At 73.7% G+C, this 22312-nt stretch carries 7 protein-coding genes; all 7 read left to right on the forward strand.

Translation table 11 applies throughout. From position 1 onward, the window contains the following. A partial coding sequence (locus ACFU5J_RS05025; RefSeq protein ID WP_430578028.1) for a type III polyketide synthase occupies positions 1 to 994 on the forward strand: 994 nt, incomplete at its 5' end. A gap of 8 nt (positions 995 to 1002) precedes the next feature. Beyond that, positions 1003 to 1530 (forward strand): isoprenylcysteine carboxyl methyltransferase family protein, encoded by a 528-nt coding sequence (locus ACFU5J_RS05030; RefSeq protein ID WP_430575352.1) that lies wholly within the window; start codon positions 1003 to 1005, stop codon positions 1528 to 1530. A gap of 7 nt (positions 1531 to 1537) precedes the next feature. After that, positions 1538 to 2587 (forward strand): NAD(P)/FAD-dependent oxidoreductase, encoded by a 1050-nt coding sequence (locus ACFU5J_RS05035; RefSeq protein ID WP_430578029.1) that lies wholly within the window; start codon positions 1538 to 1540, stop codon positions 2585 to 2587. A 172-nt stretch (positions 2588 to 2759) separates the two neighbouring features. Beyond that, positions 2760 to 8750: an Ig-like domain-containing protein gene (locus ACFU5J_RS05040; RefSeq protein WP_430578030.1), complete on the forward strand. Its 5991-nt coding sequence runs from the start codon at positions 2760 to 2762 to the stop codon at positions 8748 to 8750. 267 nt (positions 8751 to 9017) lie between these two features. Then, entirely contained in the window at positions 9018 to 14981 is a 5964-nt protein-coding gene (locus ACFU5J_RS05045) for an Ig-like domain-containing protein (protein ID WP_430578031.1), read from the forward strand. A 191-nt stretch (positions 14982 to 15172) separates the two neighbouring features. Continuing rightward, the gene (locus ACFU5J_RS05050) at positions 15173 to 21232 is read left to right on the forward strand and encodes an Ig-like domain-containing protein (protein WP_430578032.1); all 6060 of its coding nucleotides are present in this window, start codon (positions 15173 to 15175) and stop codon (positions 21230 to 21232) included. 68 nt (positions 21233 to 21300) lie between these two features. Then, positions 21301 to 22275: an AAA family ATPase gene (locus tag ACFU5J_RS05055; protein WP_430574525.1), complete on the forward strand. Its 975-nt coding sequence runs from the start codon at positions 21301 to 21303 to the stop codon at positions 22273 to 22275. Positions 22276 to 22312: the final 37 nt, after the last annotated feature.

A 22312-nucleotide genomic window follows, 5' to 3' on the forward strand; every position in this document is an offset into this window, starting at 1 on the left:
GCTCGCGGCCGACGCGTCGCGCCGCGCCCTCGCGCGCCGGCTGCACGCGTCGTCGGGGGTGCGCACCCGCCACCTGGCGCTCCCGCTGCCCGCGTACGCCGGGCCGACGTCCTTCGCGCAGTCCAACGCGCACTTCGTCCGGGAGGGCACCGACCTGGCGGAGCAGGCCGCGCGCACGGCGCTCGCGGCCGCTGAGGTCGACCCGCAGGACGTCGACCTGCTGTTCTTCACCTCGGTGACTGGGATCGGCGCGCCGTCGATCGACGCGTCCCTCGTGGGCCGGCTCGGGCTGCGGCAGGACGTGCGCCGGGTGCCGTCGTTCGGGCTGGGGTGCTCGGGCGGCGCGGCGGGCCTCGGCCTGCTGCACGAGTACCTGCGCGGCCGTCCGCGGGGCAGGGCGCTCCTGGTCTCGGTGGAGCTGTGCTCGCTGACGTTCCAGCGGGACGACGCGTCGACCGCCAACCTCGTGTCGTCGGGCCTGTTCGGGGACGGGGCGAGCGCCGTCGTCCTCGGGGGCGAGGACGTCGCGGTCCCGGCCGGCCGGCCGGTCCCCGAGGTCGTGGCGACGCGGAGCCGGCTCTACCCGGGTACCGAGGACCAGCTCGGCTGGGACGTGCGGGACAGCGGGTTCGGCATCGTGCTCTCGGCGGAGCTGCCCCACCTGCTGCGCGCGCACCTCGCCGGCGACGTCAAGGACCTCCTCGCCGCGCACGACCTGGAGGTGACGGACGTCGGGACCTGGGTGGTGCACGCGGGCGGGCCGAAGATCGTCGACGCCGTCCGCGACGCGCTGGGCCTCGACGAGGCGGCGCTGGCCCGCACCCGCTCGACCCTCGAGGCGCAGGGCAACCTCTCGTCGTCGTCCGTGCTGCACGTGCTGGCCTCGACGCTCGACGACGGCGCGCCGCCGCCCGGGGGGTGGGCGGTGCTCATGGCGTTCGGACCCGGCGTGTCCGCCGAGCTCGTCCTCCTGCGCGGGCGGGAGGTCGCGTGAGCACGTCGGTGGCGCTGTACGTCGCGCTGGTGCTCGCGACCGGGGCCGAGCGGGTCGCCGAGCTCGTCGTCTCGGCCCGGCACGCCCGCTGGTCGTTCGCGCGCGGCGGGGTCGAGTCGGGGCGCGGCCACTTCCCGGCGATGGTGGCGCTCCACACCGGGCTGCTGCTCGCGTGCGTCGCCGAGGTGGTGCTGCTGGACCGGCCGTTCCTGCCGTGGCTGGGCTGGCCGATGCTGGCGCTGGTGCTCGCGAGCCAGGCGCTGCGCTGGTGGTGCATCGCGACGCTCGGGGAGCGCTGGAACACCCGCGTGATCGTGGTCCCGGGGCTGCCGCTCGTGTCCGGTGGCCCGTACCGGTGGTTCCGGCACCCGAACTACGTGGCGGTCGTCCTCGAGGGCGTCGCGCTGCCGCTGGTGCACACCGCCTGGCTGACCGCCGTCGTCTTCACCGTCCTGAACGCGTGGCTGCTGCTCGGGTTCCGCGTCCCCGCCGAGGAGCGCGCGCTGCGCCTGGCGGACGACGCGCGCGCCGGGTGAGCGCGCCGTGACCCCGGACGCCGACGTGGTCGTGGCCGGCGGCGGGCCGGTCGGGCTGGCGGCCGCCCTCGAGGCCCGCCGCGCGGGGCTCGACGTCGTGATCCTCGAGCCCCGGCCGGCCCCGGTCGACAAGGCGTGCGGCGAGGGGCTCATGCCGGGCACGCTCGCCGCGGTCCGCCGGCTCGGCGTCGACCCGCCCGGTCACGACCTGGGTGGCATCTCCTACCGGCAGGGCGACGTCGTCGCGGACCACCGGTTCGCCGCCGGCCCCGGACGCGGGGTGCGCCGGACGGTGCTGCACGCGACGCTGCACGAGGCGGCCCGGGACGCGGGGACGGTCGTGCTGGCGCGCCGGGTCACGACCGTCGAGCAGTCCGGGGGGCTGGTGACGGCGGGCGGCCTGCGGGCGCGGTGGCTGCTCGCCTGCGACGGGCTGCACTCCCGGGTGCGGCGGGAGACGGGTCTGGAGGTCGTCGCGCCGCGCGCGGTGCCGGGCCGGGGCCGGCGGGCGGCGGACCGGCGGCGCTTCGGCCTGCGGCGGCACTACCGGGTGGCGCCGTGGTCCGACCTGGTCGAGGTGCACTGGGGCCCGCGCGTCGAGGCGTACGTGACCCCCGTGGCCGCGGACCTCGTCGGCGTCGCGCTGCTGGGCCCGGCCGGCGTCGACTTCGACGCCGAGCTCGCCACGCTGCCGCGGCTCGCCGCACGGCTCGAGGGAGCGGCGGCCGGGCCGCTGCGCGGCGCCGGACCGTTGCGCGTGCGCTCCGCGGCCCGCACCGCGGGGCAGGTCCGGCTGGTGGGCGACGCCTCCGGGTACGTCGACGCGCTCACGGGGGAGGGGCTGCGCGTGGGGCTGGCGCAGGCGCGCGCGGCGGTCGAGCACCTCGACGACCCGGCCGCCTACGAGCGCCGCTGGGCGCGCGTCACCCGGGACTACCGCCTGCTGACCACCGGCCTCGTCGCCGCCGCGGGCTCGCCGCTCCGGAGCGCGGTCGTGCCCGCCGCCGCGCGGCTCCCGCGCGTGTACGGGACAGTGGTGGAGCGGCTGGCGCGCTGAGCGGACGGGTGCCCGGGGTATCAGGTGCGCGACGGGGCGCTCCCTGTGGACAGACGGGGACAAACCCCTGTCGCCTGTGGGTGGGGTCTGCCTATCCTGGGCCGGCGATCGCACGGGGGCGTCACCGCCTCGTGTCGGGTGTCTGCCCAGGTCATCGTCCTCCGGGGGAATCTTGAGCTTGCTGACGCGGCTGCGCGCCGACCGTCGTGCGTCCGTCTCCACCGCTGTCGTCGTCGCCGTCGCCGGCGGCGTCGTGACGGCTGCCGTGCTGTACGAGGGCCAGGCGACGGCGGACGTCGACCTCGACGACTCGGGCGTGTGGGTGACGAACCAGGCGTCGGGTCTGGTGGGTCGGTTCAACACCGAGGCCAAGGCGCTGGACGGCACGATGCTGGCGGGCAGCTCGGCGTTCGACGTGGACCAGCAGGCGAGCCAGGTGCTCGTGGACGACAAGGGCACCCACGCGGGGAGCGTCGTCGACGTCGCGCGCCTGAAGTTCGGCTCGACGACGAAGCTGCCGGGCGCCGCCGAGACCTCCATGGGCGGCGGGCGCGTCGCCGTCGTGGACGGCGAGTCCGGGTCCCTGTGGGTCACCACCGTGGACCGCTTCGCCGGCCTCGACACGCAGAAGGCGGACCCGACGGCGGAGCTCGACGGGGCGGCGTCCGTCGTCGTGTCCGAGGGGGGCACCGCGTACGCCGCCGTGCCGGCCCGGGACGTGCTGTGGACGGTGGCGCCGGGCAAGGACCCGGCCACGACGAAGCTCGGGATGCTGTCCGAGGGCGACGACGTCGAGCTGACCACGGTGGGCGACGACCTCGTGCTCCTCGACCGGACCACCGGCGAGCTGCGCCTGCCGGGCGGCGACGTCGTCGACGTCTCCGGCGCCCAGGACGCGCGCCTGCAGCAGCCCGGCCAGGGGTCCGGCTCGGTGGCGTACGCGACCGCGGACTCGCTGGTGGTGCAGCCGCTGGGTGGCGGCGCGGCCACGTCGCGGCAGGCGTCGGGCACCCCCGCCGCGCCGGTGCAGCTCGGCGGCTGCCTGTACGGCGCGTGGTCGGGCTCGGGGCAGATCGTGCGCGACTGCGAGGGCACGGACCGCGACCTCGACCAGGTGCTCGAGGGCATCGACCAGTCCACGGAGCTCGAGTACCGCGTGAACCGGAACAACGTGGTGCTGAACGACCTCACCGCGGGCACGCTGTGGATGGCGCTCGAGGACTACCAGAAGGTGGACGACTGGGACGTCCAGCTCCCCGAGCAGGCGGAGGGCTCCGACGAGGACGCGGAGGACGCGAAGCCGGAGCTGGTCGACAACACCGTGGTGGACCGGGAGAAGCAGGACCCGCCCGTGGCGAAGGACGACGACCTCGGGCTGCGGCCCGGGCGCACCACCGTGCTCGACGTGCTGTCGAACGACCTCGACCCGGACGGCGACGTCATCACGGCGTCGCTGGTGGGCGAGCAGCCGGGCGGGCTGCGCGTGGAGCGGGTCATGGGCGGCAAGGCGCTGCAGGCGGTGGTGCCCGCGGACGCGACCGGCTCGACGACGTTCACCTACGAGGCCGACGACGGCCGCGGCGGCACCGACCGGGCCACCGTGCGGCTGCGCGTGTCGCCGGAGGACGAGAACGCCGCGCCGGAGCAGGACGGCAGCCCGGTGCTGCGGGTGCAGCAGGGCAAGACGGCGACCATCAAGGTGCTGCCGTACTTCCGCGACCCGGACGGCGACGACGTGTACCTCGCCACCGCCCGTTCGACGGTGCAGGGCGACGAGGTGCGGGCCTACCCGGACGGCACGGTGGAGTTCCGCGACGGCGGCACGTCGACCGGGCGCAAGAAGGTCAGGCTGACCGTCGGCGACGGGCGGGGCGAGGTCGTCGAGGGCACGCTGGACGTCGACGTGCTCAGCGAGGGCAACGAGCCGCCGGTGGCCGTGGGCGACCACGTCGTCGCGACCGCCGGCCAGCCGGTGACGATCGAGCCGCTGACGAACGACACCGACCCCAACGGCGACGAGCTGCGCCTTTCCAAGGTCAGCCCGGCCGCCCCGGCGGAGATCACGCCGAACCACGACGCGGGCACGTTCACGTTCCTGGCGCAGGAGCCGAAGTCCTACGACGTGCTCTACCAGGTCAGCGACGGCCCGTCGTCGACCACCGGCGTGGTGCGCGTGGACGTGCAGGACCCGAAGGAGGCGAGCGGCGCGCCGATCGTCGTGAGCGACGCGGCGATGCTGCCCGCGGGCGGGTCCGCCCTCGTGGACGTCCTGGCGAACGACACCGACCCGACGGGCGGCGTCCTGGTGGTGCAGTCGGTGCGGGTGCCGGACGACGCGGGCGTGAGCGTCGCGGTCCTGTCCCACCAGATGCTCCGGATCACCGAGACCCGGCGCATCTCCGAGCCGGTCGTCCTGGAGTACACGGCGTCGAACGGCAACGACACGTCGACCGGGCAGGTGCGCGTGCTGCCGGTGCCGCCGCCGGACCGGCTGCAGCCGCCGAACGCGGCACCGGACGAGGTCACGGTGCGCGTGGGCGACTACGTGAACATCGACGTGCTGGCCAACGACTCCCACCCCGACGGCCTGGAGCTGACGCTCGGCGAGGAGCTGGAGCAGTCGGTGGACCCGGAGCAGGGCGACCTGTTCGTCTCCGAGGACCGGCTGCGGTTCCGCGCCGGCCCCGAGGCCGGCACCGCCTACGCGATCTACACGGTGCGCGACCCGAACGGGCAGGAGGACTCCGCCCAGGTCACGATCCACGTCCGCGGCGGCAAGGACAGCGCGGCGCCCGTGCCGCACGACGTCGACGCCCGCACGCTCGCGGGCGGGACGGTGCGGATCCCCGTCCCGCTGGACGGCATCGACCCCGACGGCGACTCCGTGCAGCTCACGGGCCTCGCGACGGGGCCCGCCCAGGGTCGTGCCGAGGTGGTCGACGGGTACGTCGACTACGAGGCGAGCGAGGACGCCCGCGGCCTCGACTCCTTCCGGTACACCGTCCAGGACGCCCGCGGCGAGGTGGCCACGGGCGTGGTCCGGGTCGGCATCGCGCAGCCGCCCGCGACGAACCAGCCGCCCGTCGCCGAGGACGACGAGATCACCGTGCGCCCCGACCGGCGCGTCGCGATCCCGGCGCTGGGGAACGACTCCGACCCCGACGGCGACCAGGTGGGCCTGGTCCCGGGGACGTTGGAGGGCGGCGACGACCTCAGGGCCAAGGTGTCGGAGGACCGGATCGTCGTGCAGACCCCGGGCGAGGAGGGGACCACGACCTTCTTCTACGCGATCGAGGACACGTACGCGGCGCGCGGCTCCGCCGCCGTGAGCGTGACCGTCGCGAAGGACGCGCCGCTGCAGCGGCCGGTCGCGCGCGACGACTCCGTGCCGGTGGCGGACCTGCTCGGCAAGACGACGGTGACCGTCCCGGTGCTGGACAACGACGAGGACCCGGACGGGTCCACCGACGACCTCGAGCTCGGGACCGACTCGTCCGCCGCGACGGTGACGCCCGACGGCGAGGTGCAGGTCGAGCTCGCCGAGCAGCGCCAGGTGATCACCTACACCGTGACGGACGTGGACGGGCAGAGCGCGAAGGCGTTCGTCGTCGTCCCCGGCCTCACCTCGGTGCAGCCGATCCTCAGGCCGGGGCAGGCGCCGCTCGAGGTGCCCTCGGGCGAGTCCCTGGACGTCGACATCGCCGACCACGTGCTGGTGGTCGAGGGCCGCAGCCCGCGCCTGACGACGGCGGACGAGGTGACCGGCCTCGAGGGCGAGGCCGAGGTGACCGGCACGACGACGCTGACGTACACGCCGCGGGAGGACTTCACCGGACCGGCGGGCGTGACCTTCGAGGTGACGGACGGCGACGGCCCCGACGACCCGGAGGGGCACACGGCGGTGCTGACGCTGCCGATCACCGTACTGCCGCCGGACAACCTGCCGCCCGAGCCGGGCTCCCCGTCCGGCCAGGTCGCGGCGGGGGAGGAGAACGTGGTCGACCTCGGCCGGTTCGCCAAGGACCCGGACGGCGACGACCTGCGGTTCGAGCTCGGCGCGCTGCCGAAGGGGCTGCGCGCGACGACGGCGGGCTCGCGGGTCACGCTCGAGGCGTCGCCCGACACCCCCAAGGGCACCACGCTGACGGTGCCGTTCACCGTGACCGACGACGAGCACCCGCCCGTGGACGGCGAGCTCGCCGTCGAGGTGGTGGCCTCGACCCGGCCGCTGGCGCGCGCTGTCGACGACACGGTCGACGACGCCCACCAGGGCCAGGCGGTCTCCGTGCCGGTGCTCGCCAACGACTCCAACCCGTTCTCCGACCGCGGCTCGCTCGAGCTCGTCGGCGACGCCGTCCTCGAGACCGGGCAGGGCGGCACCACCGTGGACGGCGACCAGGTGGTCGTCACCCCGCAGGCCGACTTCGTGGGCACGATGGTGGTGCGGTACACGGTGCAGGACGCCACCAAGGACCCCGACCGGCAGGTCGAGGGGCGCATCACGGTGAACGTCGTCGGCGCGCCCGAGGCCCCGGCGACGCCGGTCGTGGAGGAGGTGCGCTCGGAGACGGTCGTGCTGTCGTGGACCCCGCCGGGCAACAACGGCTCCGAGATCACCGGGTACACCGTGACGTCGAGCCGCGGCGACACGTTCGACTGCGCCACGACCACCTGCACGCTGGGCGGCCTGACCAACGACGTGACCTACACGTTCACGGTGGTCGCGACCAACGACGTCGGGCCCTCGAAGAAGTCGCCGCCGTCGGCGGAGGCGCGTCCGGACGAGAAGCCGGACCCGCCGGCCGCGCCCCAGCTGGAGTTCGGGGACGGCTCGCTGACGGTGACGTGGGACAACGCGACGTACTCCGACCGGTCGCAGATCTCGTCGGTGACCCTGGAGATCTCGCCGGCGCCCGCGAACGGCCAGACGCAGAAGGTGAGCGTCACCGGCGAGCGCATCGCGTGGGACCACCTGACGAACGGCACGGCGTACAAGGTGCGGATCCAGGCGGTGAACTCCGCGCCCGACCCGTCGGACTGGGGCGCGTGGTCCACCACGATGGTGCCGGCCGGCCCGCCGGACGCCCCCGCGGCGCCGTCGGCCTCGCGCGTCGACGACGCGCTGGGCGGCCAGGTGAAGGTCACCTGGGGCGCACCGGAGGACAACGGCGACGCCGTGAAGAAGTACTACCTCGACGTCTTCAAGAACGGCTCGAAGGTGGAGACCCGCACGGTCTCCGGCACCTCGCAGAGCCTCGAGGGGCTCGACCGGAAGGGGAGCTACGCCTTCGCGGTGACGGCCGAGAACAAGGCGGGCAAGGGCGGCACGAGCGGGAGGTCGAACGCGGTGACGCCGTTCGGCAAGCCCGGCGTGCCGGGCGCCGCGAGCGCGAAGGTCGGCACGGGGATGAGCGGCCAGGCCGCCGTCTCGTGGGGCGCCGCGAACGACAACGGCAACCCCGTCACGTACACGGTGGCGACCGACAAGGGCGGCAGCACGACGACCACCGGGACGTCGACGCGGTTCTCCGGGCTGTCGAACGGGACCGCCTACCGGTTCCACGTCCAGGCGTGCAACGCGGCGGGCTGCTCGGACTGGACGGCCTGGACCGGCGCGGTCACGCCGTTCGGCCCGGTGCCCGCGCCGTCGGTGAGCGCCACCGGCCAGAGCAACGGCGTGAAGTTCACGTGGGGCACCACCGAGAACGGCCGACCGGTCACCGTGAGCGTCACGGGGGCGTTCACCTCCTCCGCCGGGTCCGGCACGAAGACGGTCACGGCCGACCCGGGCCAGAACAAGCGGGTCTGCGTCACCGCGAAGGACAAGGAGGGGCAGTCGAACCAGACCTGCAAGGACGCCTCCGCCCTCCAGGCGGACGCCTGGGTGACCCGCGGGCCGAGCGCGAAGGGGCAGCCGGGCTGCACGGACGGCTCGTGCGCGTACTTCGTGGTGAACACGAAGAACTTCAAGCCCGGCACCCACCACGTGAACTGCTACGGCGACGACCGGGACGGGTGGAGCGACATCACCGAGTCCGGCGCGGGTTACGACATCAGCCTGCCCGAGTCGGGGAAGAAGCAGCTCCTGTGCTACTTCGGCTACCCGGGCAAGCAGGTGGCGGTGAAGATCGACGGCAAGGAGTACCGGCGCACCACCTGGTGACGGGCCCTCCCGGGGGTCCGCGGGCCCGGCCACGGGGACCTGCATGGGGACCTCTCCCCATGCCCGGGGACCGGGATTCCTTGCCTCGGGCGGGTGAATTCTGGCTATCCTGTCCGCGCGATCGCACCGCGCCGACGTCGGCCCGGGCGGGGGGAGTTCGACCCGGGTCGTCGGCCAACAGGGGAGTCATTCAGCGTGTTCACGCGTCTGCGCGGAAACCGTCGCGCGTCGGTCTCGACGGCAGTGGTCCTGGCAGTCTCCGCGGGCATGGTGACCGCGGCTGTCCTCTACGAGGGCCAGGCGACGGCGGACGTCGACCTCGACGACTCGGGCGTGTGGGTGACGAACCAGGCGTCGGGTCTGGTGGGTCGGTTCAACACCGAGGCCAAGGCGCTGGACGGCACGATGCTGGCGGGCAGCTCGGCGTTCGACGTGGACCAGCAGGCGAGCCAGGTGCTCGTGGACGACAAGGGCACCCACGCGGGGAGCGTCGTCGACGTCGCGCGCCTGAAGTTCGGCTCGACGACGAAGCTGCCGGGCGCCGCCGAGACCTCCATGGGCGGCGGGCGCGTCGCCGTCGTGGACGGCGAGTCCGGGTCCCTGTGGGTCACCACCGTGGACCGCTTCGCCGGCCTCGACACGCAGAAGGCGGACCCGACGGCGGAGCTCGACGGGGCGGCGTCCGTCGTCGTGTCCGAGGGGGGCACCGCGTACGCCGCCGTGCCGGCCCGGGACGTGCTGTGGACGGTGGCGCCGGGCAAGGACCCGGCCACGACGAAGCTCGGGATGCTGTCCGAGGGCGACGACGTCGAGCTGACCACGGTGGGCGACGACCTCGTGCTCCTCGACCGGACCACCGGCGAGCTGCGCCTGCCGGGCGGCGACGTCGTCGACGTCTCCGGCGCCCAGGACGCGCGCCTGCAGCAGCCCGGCCAGGGGTCCGGCTCGGTGGCGTACGCGACCGCGGACTCGCTGGTGGTGCAGCCGCTGGGTGGCGGCGCGGCCACGTCGCGGCAGGCGTCGGGCACCCCCGCCGCGCCGGTGCAGCTCGGCGGCTGCCTGTACGGCGCGTGGTCGGGCTCGGGGCAGATCGTGCGCGACTGCGAGGGCACGGACCGCGACCTCGACCAGGTGCTCGAGGGCATCGACCAGTCCACGGAGCTCGAGTACCGCGTGAACCGCGGCAACGTGGTGCTGAACGACCTCACGGCGGGCACGCTGTGGATGGCGCTGGACGAGTACGAGAAGGTCGACGACTGGGACATCAAGCTCCCGGAGCAGGCCGAGGGCTCCGACGAGGACGCGGAGGACGCCAAGCCCGAGCTGGTCGACACCACCGTCCTCGACCGGAAGAAGGAGGACCCGCCCGTCGCGAAGGACGACGACTTCGGCGTCCGCCAGGGCCGGGCGACGGTGCTCGACGTGCTCTCGAACGACCTCGACCCGGACGGCGACGTGATGACCGCGTCCCTCGTCGGCGACCAGCCGGACGGCGTGCGCGTGGAGCGGGTCATGGGCGGCAAGGCCCTGCAGGCGGTCGTGCCCGCCGACGCGACCGGCTCGGCCACGTTCACCTACGAGGCCGACGACGGCCGCGGCGGCACCGACCAGGCCACGGTCAAGCTCCGGGTGGTGCCCGAGGACGAGAACGCCGCGCCCGAGCAGGAGGGCAGCCCGGTGCTGCGGGTGCAGCAGGGCAAGAAGGCGTCGATGAAGGTGCTGCCGTACTTCCGCGACCCGGACGGCGACGACGTCATCCTCCTCACGGCCGCGCCGACGGTGCAGGGCGACGAGGTGCGGGCCTACCCGGACGGCACGGTCGAGTTCCGCGACGGCGGCACGTCCACGGGGCGCAAGAAGGTCAAGCTCACGGTCGGCGACGGCCGGGGCGAGGTCGTCGAGGGCGTGCTGAACGTCGACGTGCTCGGCGACGGCAACCAGCCGCCGGTCGCGGTCGGGGACCACGTGGTGGTCACGGCCGGCCAGCCGGTGACGGTGGAGCCGCTGAAGAACGACACCGACCCCAACGGCGACGAGCTGCGGCTGGCCAGCGTGGCCGACGCCGCGCCCGCCGAGATCACCCCGAACTACGACTCGGGCACGTTCACGTTCCTGGCCCAGGAGCCCAAGTCGTACGACGTGCTCTACCAGGTGAGCGACGGCCCGGAGGCCACGACGGGCGTCGTGCGGGTCGACGTGCAGGACCCGGACGCCGCGCAGGGCGCGCCCGTGGTGGTCGCGGACACCGCGCTGCTGCCGTCGGGCGGCTCGACCCTCGTGGACGTGCTGGCCAACGACACCGACCCGGCGGGCGGCGTGCTCGTGGTGCAGTCGGTGGACGTGCCGGACGACGCGGGGGTGAGCGTCGCGGTCCTGGGGCACCAGATGCTGCGCATCACCGAGACCCGGCGCATCTCCGAGACGGTCACGCTGCGCTACACCGTCTCCAACGGCACCGAGACCTCCACGGGCCAGGTGCGCGTGCTGCCCGTGCCGCCGCCGGACCGCCTGCAGCCGCCGAACGCCGCGCCGGACGAGGTCACCGTGCGCGCGGGCGACTACGTGAACGTCGACGTGCTGGCCAACGACTCCCACCCCGACGGCCTGGAGCTCACGCTGGCCGACGAGCTGGAGCAGTCGGTCGACCCGGCGCAGGGCGAGCTGTTCGTCTCCGAGAACCGCCTGCGCTTCCGCGCGGGGTCGAAGCCCGGCACGGCGTACGCCATCTACAAGGTGCGCGACCCGAACGGGCAGGAGGACTCCGCCCAGGTCACGATCCACATCCGCGGCGGCAAGGACAACGCCGCGCCGCTGCCCCGCGACGTGGACGCGCGGGCCCTGTCCGGGGGCACGGTCCGCATCCCGGTGCCGCTGGACGGCATCGACCCCGACGGCGACTCGGTGCAGCTCACGGGCCTGGCGACCGGCCCGGCCCAGGGCCGCGCCGACGTCGTCGACGGGTACGTCGACTACGCGGCCAGCAAGGACGCCCGCGGCCTCGACACGTTCCGCTACACCGTGCAGGACGCGCGGGGCGAGGTGGCCACGGGCGTGATCCGGGTCGGCATCGCGCAGCCGCCGGCCACCAACCAGCCGCCCGTGGCCCAGGACGACGAGGTCACCGTGCGCCCCGACCGCCGGGTCGCCGTCCCGGCGCTGGAGAACGACTCCGACCCCGACGGCGACCAGATCGGCCTCGTGCCGGGCGCCCTCGAGGGCGGCAAGGACCTCGGGGCCAAGGTGTCCGAGGACCGGATCGTCGTGCAGTCGCCGAGCGCCGAGGGCACGACCACCTTCTTCTACGCGATCGAGGACACGTACGCGGCGCGGGCCTCGGCGTCCGTCAGCGTGCAGGTCGCGAAGGACGCGCCCCTGCTCGCCCCGATCGCGCGCGACGACTCGGTGCCCGTGGCCGACATCCTCGGCCGCACGTCCGTGACGGTGCCGGTGCTCGACAACGACGAGGACCCGGACGGCGCGGCCGACGACCTCCAGGTCACGACCGACGCCACGGGGGTGACCGTGACGCCCGAGGGCGAGCTGGACGTCACCCTCACGGAGCGTCGCCAGGTGATCACCTACACCGTGACGGACGTGGACGGGCTCACGTCGAAGGCCTTCGCCGTCGTGCCGGGCCTCGCCGCGGCCGAGCCGATCCTCAAGCCGGGGCAGGCGCCGCTGGAGGTGCTCGCCGGCGAGTCGCTGAAGATCGACATCGCCGACCACGTCCTGGTGGTCGAGGGGCGCACGCCCCGCCTGACCACGGAGGACCAGGTCACCGCGCTGGAGGGCGGCGTCGAGGTGACCGGCAGGACCACCATGACGTACACGCCCCGGGACGACTACACGGGCCCGGCCGGCGTCACCTTCGAGGTCACCGACGGCACCGGCCCGGACGACCCGGACGGCCACTCGGCCGTGCTGACCCTGCCGATCACCGTGCTGCCCCCCGAGAACCTGCCGCCCGAGCCGGGCTCCCCGTCCGGCCAGGTCGCGGCGGGGGAGGAGAGCGCCGTCGACCTCGGCCGGTTCGCCAAGGACCCGGACGGCGACGACCTGCGCTTCCAGCTCGGCAGGCTGCCGGGCGGTCTCGGCGCCACCCTGAAGGGCGGCCGCGTGACGCTCGAGGCGTCGCCCGAGACCCCGAAGGGCACCACGCTCACCGTGCCGTTCACGGTGACCGACGACGAGCACCCGCCGGTGGACGGCAAGCTCACCGTCGAGGTCGTCGCGTCCACGCGCCCGCTCGCGCGCGCCGTCGACGACGTCGTCAAGGACGCGCACCAGGGCAAGCCGGTCTCCGTGCCGGTGCTGGCCAACGACACCAACCCGTTCGCCGACCGCGGGCCGCTCGAGCTCGTCGGGCAGCCGGTCGTCGAGACCGGCCGGGGCGACGCGACCTCGGACGGCAGCAAGGTCGTCGTCACGCCGAAGGAGGACTTCGTCGGGACGCTCGTGGTGCGCTACACGGTGCAGGACGCCACCAAGGACCCGGACCGCCAGGTCGAGGGCCGGGTGACCGTCAACGTCATCGGCGTGCCGGAGGCGCCGTCGAGGCCCGTGGTCGAGGAGGTGCGGTCCGAGACGGTCGTGCTGTCGTGGACGCCGCCGGCGAACAACGGCTCCGAGATCACCGGGTACACCGTGACCTCGAACCAGGGCGACACCTTCGAGTGCGCCACCACCACCTGCACCCTGACGCCGCTGACCAACAACGTCACCTACACGTTCACGGTCGTCGCGAACAACGAGGTCGGGGCGTCCGACCCGTCCCCGGCCTCCGAGGACGCCCGTCCGGACCAGAAGCCGGACCCGCCGGCCGCGCCCCAGCTGGAGTTCGGCGACGGCTCGCTCACCGTGACCTGGGCCAACGCCTCGTACTCCGACCGGTCGCCGATCACGTCGGTGAACCTGGAGATCTCGCCCGCGCCGGCGAACGGCGAGACGCAGAAGGTGGGCGTCACCGGGCAGCGCATCGTCTGGGAGGGGCTCACCAACGGCACCGCCTACAAGGTGCGGATCCAGGCCGTGAACGACGCGCCGGACCCGTCCGACTGGGGTACCTGGTCGACGTCGGAGATCCCCGCGGGCAAGCCCGACGCGCCCGCGGCGCCCACGGCCTCGCGGGTGAGCTCGGAGATCGCCCCGGACGGGGGTCAGGTCGACGTGTCGTGGGCCGCGCCGAACGACAACGGCGACGCCGTGAAGGCGTACACCGTGGACGTCCTCAAGGGCGGCTCCAAGGTCGACACGCGCACGGTGACGGGCGCGACGTCCACCACGTTCGAGGGCCTCGACACCAAGGGCTCGTACACGTTCGCCGTCACCGCGGAGAACAAGGCCGGCAAGGGCGGCACGAGCGGCGCCTCGAACGCGGTGACGCCGTACGGCAAGCCGCCCACGCCCGGCGCGCCCAGCGCGAGCGTCGGAAAGGGCATGAGCGGGCAGGCGAAGGTGTCGTGGGGCGCCTCCGACGACAACGGCGCCGCGGTCACCTACACGGTCGCCACGGACCAGGGCGGCAGCACCACGACCACCGGGACGTCCATGACGTACGGCGGGCTGTCGAACGGCACCGCGTACAAGTTCCGGGTCCAGGCCTGCAACGCCGGCGGCTGCTCGGCGTGGACGGCGTACTCGGGCGCGGTGACGCCGTTCGGCCCCGTCCCGACCCCGAACGTCTCCGCGACGGGCGGCGACCAGAAGGTGTCGTTCAGCTGGTCGACCAGCACCAACGGCCGGAACATCTCGGTGAAGGTCAGCGGCGCCCTGTCGAGCTCGGCGAAGTCCGGCAGCGACACCGTGAGCGCGGGGTACTCCGACACCAAGCAGATCTGCGTGACGGCGACCGACACGGAGGGCCAGTCGAACCAGAAGTGCGCGGCGGCCACGTCGGACGCTGCGCCGCAGCCGTCGCTGACGCTCCAGCGGGGTACCAGCGCCGACGGCGAGCGCGAGTACGGCGCGTGCGACGGGGCGGCATGCGCCTACCTGCGGATCACCGTCCGCGACGCCAAGCCGAACACCACCTTCACCTACGAGTGCATCGCGGACGGCCGGAAGTTCAACACCGCGGGCACGAACTGGATGAAGGCCCCCACGGAAAGGACGAGGACCGACGCCAACGGCAATGCCGGACCCCGCGACCTGTGGTGCTACTACGGCGGCGGCGGTGACAGCGTGAAGGTCACGACGAGCCTCGGCCTGACCAGCAACACGGTGATCTGGTGACGACGGCCGGTCGGTGACCGCATCGTGACGATTGCCCGGGAACGCCTCGGGCATGGGGACCTCTCCCCATGCCCGAGGGGCGGAATCGGTATCCCGGGCGGACGAAGACTGGCTATCCTGTGCGGGCGCTGGGTGCGGTCGACGAGGGGCGTCGGACGGTCGGCGCCCACACATCCGGGGGAACAGTGAGCGTGCTCTCGCGCCTGCGTGCCGACCGCCGTGCGTCGATCTCGACCACGGTGGTCCTCGCGCTCTCGGGCGGCGTCGTCGCCGCGGCCGTGCTGTACCAGGGCGAGGCGACGGCCGACGTCGACCTGGACGACTCGGGCGTCTGGGTCACCAACGAGTCCTCCGGCCTGGTGGGCCGGTTCAACACCGAGGCCCGCTCGCTCGACGGCACCATGCTCGCGGGCAGCTCGTCCTTCGACGTGGACCAGCAGGCGAGCCAGGTCCTGGTGAGCGACGACGGCTCCAGCACCGGCAACGTGGTGGACCCGGCCCGGCTGAAGTTCGCGTCCAGCACCGCGGTCCCCGCCGGGGCCGAGGCCTCGATGGGCGGCGGGCGCGTCGCCGTCGTCGACGACGAGTCCGGGTCCCTGTGGGTCACGAGCCTCGACCGGTTCGCCGCGCTCGACACGACGAAGGCGAAGCCCACCGCGGCGCTCGACGGGGCGGCGGACGTCGTCGTCTCCGAGTCCGGCATCGTCTACGCCGTCGTGCCCGCCCGCGACGTCCTGTGGACGCTGGAGCCGGGCGAGGCCCCCCGCACCTCCGGGCTGGACCTGACCTCCGAGGGCGACGACGTCGTCCTCACCACCGTGGGCGACGACCTCGTCGTGCTGGACCGCACCCGCGGGAAGCTCCGGCTGCCGGGCGGCGACGTCGTGGACGTGGCCGACGCGCAGGGCGCGCAGCTCCAGCTCCCGGGCGCGGAGGGCACCTCCGTCGCCTACGCGACGAGCGGCGCGCTCGTGGTGCAGCCGCTGGGCGGCGGCGCGTCGACGACGCGGAAGGCGTCCGGCACCCCGGCGCAGCCCGTCCAGCTCGGCGGCTGCCTGTACGGGGCCTGGTCCGGCACCGGGCAGATCGTGCGCGACTGCGAGGGCACCGACCTCGACGTCAGCAAGGTGCTCGAGGGCATCGACCAGGACACGCGGCTGGCCTACCGCGTCAACCGCGGCAACGTCGTGCTCAACGACCTCACCGCCGGCACCCTGTGGATGGCGCTCGACGAGTACGAGAAGGTCGACGACTGGGACGTCCAGCTCCCCGAGGAGGGCGACGGCGACGACCCGAACGCGGAGGACGACACCCCCGAGATGGTCGACCAGACCGTCGTCGACCGGGAGAAGCAGGACCCGCCCGTCGCGAAGGACGACAAGTTCGGCGTGCGGCCCGGCCGCGCCACCGTGCTCGACGTCCTGGCCAACGACCTCGACCCCGACGGCGACGTCATCACCGCCGCCCTGGCGGGCGACCAGCCCGACGGCATGACGCTGCAGGAGGTGCTCGGCGGCGCGGCGCTGCAGGCCGTCGTCCCCGAGGACGCGACCGGCTCCGTGACGTTCTCGTACGTGGTCTCGGACGGCCGCGGCGGGCACGACGAGGCGAGCGTCCACCTGAGCGTGGTGCCGTGGAGCGAGAACGAGGCGCCCGAGCAGACCGGCGAGCCGGTGCTCACCGTGCCGCAGGGCGGCAAGGGCGAGATCCGCGTGCTGTCGTACTTCCGCGACCCGGACGGCGACGACCTGCTGCTCGGCACGGCGGCGTCCGCGGTCAAGGGCGACGAGGTGCGCACGTCCCCGGACGGCACGGTCGAGTTCCGCGACGACGGCAAGACGACAGGGCGCAAGAAGGTCGCGCTGACGGTCAACGACGGCCGCGGCAAGAGCACCGAGGGCACGCTCTGGGTCGACGTCGTCGGCGCGACGCAGAAGCCGCCCGTCGCGGTGGGCGACCACGTGGTGGTGGCCGCGGGCCAGCCGGTGACGGTCGAGCCCCTGAAGAACGACTCCGACCCGAACGGGGACGAGCTCCGCCTGGCCAACGTCAGCGAGGCGTCGCCGGCCCGGATCACGCCGAACTACGACGCGGGCACGTTCACGTTCCTGGCGCAGGAGCCGAAGTCCTACGACGTGCTCTACCAGGTCACCGACGGCCCGAACGCCACCACGGGCGTGGTGCGCGTGGACGTGCTGGACCCGGACGAGGCCACCGGCGACCCGGTGGTCGTGGCGGACACCGCGCTCCTCCCGGCGGGCGGGTCGACGCTCGTGGACGTGCTGGCGAACGACAGCGACCCGGCGGGCGGCGTGCTCGTGGTGCAGTCGGTGGACGTGCCGGACGACGCGGGCGTCGCCGTGGCCGTGCTCGGGCACCAGATGCTGCGCGTCACCGAGAGCCGCCGGATCTCCGAGGCGGTCACCCTCACCTACACGGTCTCCAACGGCTCCGGCACGGCGACGGGCCAGGTCCGCGTGCTGCCGGTCCCGGCGCCGGCGCGGCTGCAGCCCCCGAGCGCGGCCGCGGACGAGGCGACGGTGCGCGTGGGCGACTACGTGAACATCGACGTCCTCGACAACGACACCCACCCGGACGGGCTGGAGCTCACCCTCGACGACGAGCTGGTGCAGACGGTCGAGCCCGAGCAGGGCGAGCTGTTCGTCTCCGAGGGGCGGCTGCGGTTCCGCGCCGGCCCGAAGGCGACCACCGCCTACGCCATCTACACGGTGACGGACGAGAACGGCCAGGAGGACTCCGCCCAGGTCACGATCCACGTCCGCGACGGCAAGGACAACCGGCCGCCGACGCCGCCGGACGTGCAGGCGCGGGTCGTGTCCGGGGGCACCGTGCGCGTGCAGGTGCCGCTGGACGGCGTCGACCCGGACGGCGACTCCGTGCAGCTCGTCAACCTCGTGAGGCCGCCGGTCAAGGGCATCGCGGAGATCGTCGACGGGCGCTACGTCGACTTCAGGGCGACGCGCGGCGTCGTCGGCCAGGACTCCCTCACGTACGCCGTCGTCGACGCGCGGGGCGAGACGGCGGAGGGCACGGTGCGGATCGGCATCGCCCCGCCGCCCACCACCAACCACCCCCCGCTCGCGGAGGATGACGTCGTCACGGCCCGGCCGGGGCGCAACGTCGCCGTCGCGCCGCTGCGCAACGACTCCGACCCGGACGGCGACCAGTTCGGCCTCGTGCCCGGCGCCCTGGAGGCGAAGGAGCCGCTGACGCCGAAGGTCGAGGGCGAGCGGATCGTCGTGCGCACCCCGGACGACGACGGCTCGTACGGCTTCTACTACGCGATCGAGGACTCGTGGGGCGCCCGCGCGATGGGCGCGGTGACGCTCGAGGTCGCCGAGGACGCGCCGCTGCTGCCGCCGGTCGCGCGCGACGACGTCGTGATGCCGGGCGCCGTCAAGGCCGACCAGTCGTCCGTCACGGTCGCGGTGCTCGACAACGACGAGGACCCGGACGGCGCGGCGAGCGACCTGGCCGTCTCGGTCGACGCCGACACGGCCACCGTCGGTGACGACGGCGTCCTCGAGGTGCGCCTCACCGCCGAGCGCCAGCTCCTGACGTACACCGTGACCGATCAGGACGGCCTGCAGGCCAAGGCGTTCGTCCAGGTGCCGGCGTCGAAGCAGCCGAGCGCGGACGCCGAGGACCCCGAGGGCCCCGCGCCGATGCTCAAGCCGAGCTTCTCGCCCCTGAAGGTGCGGTCGGGCGAGGCGCTCACCGTCGACCTCGCGGACGCCGTCGTCGTCGCCGAGGGCGGCAAGGTGGCGATCGCCGACGCCGGCAGCGCGAGCGCGGTGGCGGGCGCCGTGGTCGTCAAGGACAAGCAGCGGCTCGTCTACACCTCCGACGAGGACTACGTCGGGCCCGCCGCCGTCGGCGTGCTGGTCACCGACGGCCTGGGCGACGGGCCCGAGGACGACGCGCACACCGCGATGGTCCAGGTGCCGATCACCGTGCTGCCGCCGGAGAACCTGCCGCCCGAGCCCGGCGCGCCCTCGGGCAGCGTCGCGGCGGGCGAGGAGAGCACCGTCGACCTGGCGCGCTTCGCGACCGACCCCGACGGCGACCCGCTGACCTTCTCGCTCGGCTCCGCGCCGAAGGGCGTGAGCGCCGTCCTCACCGGGTCCGTCGTGACGCTCCAGGCGGCGCCCGAGACCACCAAGGGCACCAGCCACACGATCCCGTTCACCGTGTCCGACGGCGAGAACTCCCCCGTGAAGGGCTCGCTCACCGCGACGGTGGTCGCCTCCACGCGCCCGCTGGCGAAGGCGAACCCCGACACCGTCGACGGCGCGCACCAGGGCAAGGCGGTCGCCGTGCCCGTGCTGGCCAACGACATCGACCCGTTCGCGCCGAAGGGCCTCGGGCTCATCGGCAGCGGCGTGGAGACCGGCGACGGCGAGGCCGTCGTGGACGGCGACAAGGTGGTCGTGACGCCCGCGGGCGACTTCGTCGGCACCCTGGTCGCCTACTACCGCGTCGAGGACGCGACCCAGGACCCGGACCGGCTCGTCGAGGGCCGGATCACCCTGTCCGTGCTGGGCGTGCCCGAGGCGCCCGCGACGCCGGTCGTCGAGGAGGTGCGCTCCGAGACGGTCGTCCTGTCCTGGACGCCGCCGCTCAACAACGGCGCGGACATCACCGGCTACACCGTGACCTCGAACCGCGGTGACGCGTTCGACTGCGCCACGACCACGTGCACGCTCGACGGGCTGACCAACAACGTGAAGTACACCTTCACCGTCGTGGCCACCAACGAGGTGGGGGACTCCCCGGCGTCCCCGGCCTCCGCCGAGGCCCGGCCGGACGAGAAGCCGGACCCGCCGGCGGCGCCGTCGCTGGCGTTCGGCGACGGGTCGATCGACGTCACCTGGGTCAACGCGACCTACACCGACCGCTCGCCCATCAAGTGCGTCAACCTGCGGATCTCGCCCGCGCCCGCGAGCGGCGTCACCGAGGTCGCCTGCGTCACCGGGCAGAGCTACACGTGGGACGGGCTGAAGAACGGCACGGCGTACACCGTCGCGGTGCAGGCCGTGAACGAGGCGCCCGACCCGTCCGACTGGGGCGCGGCCTCCGCGGAGGAGATCCCCGCCGGCGTCCCGCTCGACCAGGCCGCCCCGACCGCGTCCCGCGTCTCCGACCCGCTGGGCGGCAAGATCGCCGTCAGCTGGTCGGCGCCGAACTCCAACGGCGACGCCGTGCGGACGTACCACGTCACCACCCTCAAGGGCGGCGCGGCGGTGAAGACCGAGTCGGTCTCCGGGACCTCGTACAGCGCGACCGGCCTGGACAACGAGGGCACGTACACGTTCACCGTGGTGCCCGAGAACAAGGCGGGCAAGGGCGCGTCCAGCCCGGCGTCCAACGCGGTGGTGCCCTTCGGCAAGCCGGAGGCACCCACCGGGGTCGCCGCGTCCGACGGCAAGGGCACGCCGGTCGTCTCGTGGAACGCCGCGGACGCCAACGGCTCGCCGGTGACGTCCTACACGGTCACGGCCTCGAACGGGCAGACCATGACGACGTCCGGCCGCAGCCTGTCGTTCACGTCCGGCCTGGCGAACGGCACGTCGTACACGTTCACGGTGACGGCGACCAACGCCGGCGGCACGTCGTCCGCCAGCGGGAGGTCGAACGCGGTGACGAGGTACAGCGCGCCGTCCGCGCCCAGCGTGAGCTGGACGAAGACGGCGGGCGACGACGGGTACTTCACCGTCAGCGGGCCGGGCAGCTGGAACGGCAAGACCGGCACGGTGAGCTGGACGCTCTCCGGCTCGCAGAGCGGCAGCGGCGACGGCACGGGCCGTGTCGACGTCGCGGGCGGCTGGTCGAAGAGCTACACCGTCTCCGTCAAGGCCTGCAACACCGCCGGCTGCACGTCGGGCAGCAGCGCGAGCGGCACCACCGACCCGCCGCCCCCGCCGCCGCAGGTGACGGTCAGCAAGGGCCCGATCTCGCACGTCGAAGGCTGCAACACCGACGCCTGCAACCGCTACCGCGTGAACGCCAACTCGACGTTCCCCACGGGCACGCACACGTTCGAGTGCTGGTCCAACGCCGACGGCCAGGACAGCAACATCGTCCGAGCGGGACGCTCCTACTCGGCGTACCTCGCGGCGAACGGCTCCGTCGACCTGCCGTGCGTGCTCGGCATCACCAACGGCGCCCAGGCCTGGGTGATGGTGGACGGCAGCTTCAGCATGTCCGTCCGCACGACCTGGTGGCACTAAACGTCCTCCACCCGCTCCCTACAGGCACTGACCCGACATCCGACGCACGACCCTGGAGAGATGAAGCGATGAGCACGATGACCCCCGAGCAGGCGACCTGGTTCGCCCAGACCTTCGACCGCCTCGTCGGGAACGTCGCGCAGGCCGTGCTGGGCAAGGAGGACCAGATCCGCCTGGCGCTCACGTGCATGCTGGCCGAGGGCCACCTGCTGCTGGAGGACGCGCCGGGCACGGGCAAGACGATGCTCGCCCGTTCGATGGCGGCGAGCGTGCAGGGCACGAACCACCGCATCCAGTTCACGCCGGACCTGCTGCCGTCCGACGTCACGGGCGTGACGATCTACGACCAGAAGTCGGGCACGTTCGAGTTCCACAAGGGCCCGATCTTCGCGAACATCGTGCTCGCGGACGAGATCAACCGTGCCTCGCCGAAGACGCAGTCCGCGCTCCTCGAGGTGATGGAGGAGGGGCAGGTCACCGTCGACGGCGTCACGCACGCCGCGGGCAGCCCCTTCATGGTGGTCGCGACGCAGAACCCCATCGAGCAGGCCGGCACCTACCGCCTGCCGGAGGCGCAGCTGGACCGCTTCCTCATGAAGACCTCGATCGGCTACCCGGACCTCGCGTCCACGGTGGAGATCCTCGCGGGCTCGGCCGTGCGCGACCGCAGCGCGGGCCTGCAGCCCGTCATCACCGGCCAGGCCGTGGTGGAGATGGCGAACCTCGCCGCCGCCACCCACGTGGACCCGGCCGTGCTCGAGTACGTCTCGCGCCTGGCGGAGGAGTCGCGCGCGGCGGCCGACGTGCACGTCGGCGTCTCCGTGCGCGGCGCGCTGGCGCTGGTGCGCTGCATGAAGGTGTGGGCGGCGGCGCACGGGCGCAACTACGTGCTGCCCGACGACGTGAAGGACCTGCTGCGGCCCGTGTGGGCGCACCGCCTGGTCCTCGACGCCGAGGCGGAGTTCGGCGGTGCCACCGCGGAGGGCACGATCGACCGCCTGCTCAGCGACGTGGCCGCCCCGCAGGAGCGCCGCTCGGCCTGACGGCGGGCCCCCGGCCTGACCGCGCACCCGGTCCGAC

Source organism: Isoptericola sp. NPDC057559 (assembly GCF_042801555.1).
Lineage (GTDB): Bacteria > Actinomycetota > Actinomycetes > Actinomycetales > Cellulomonadaceae > Isoptericola.

Excerpts from the sequence above, each read along its gene's own strand:
- ACFU5J_RS05045 (WP_430578031.1), top strand. The coding sequence starts at position 9,018 with ATGGTGACCGCGGCTGTCCTCTACGAGGGCCAGGCGACGGCGGACGTC.
- ACFU5J_RS05055 (WP_430574525.1), top strand. The coding sequence starts at position 21,301 with ATGAGCACGATGACCCCCGAGCAGGCGACCTGGTTCGCCCAGACCTTC.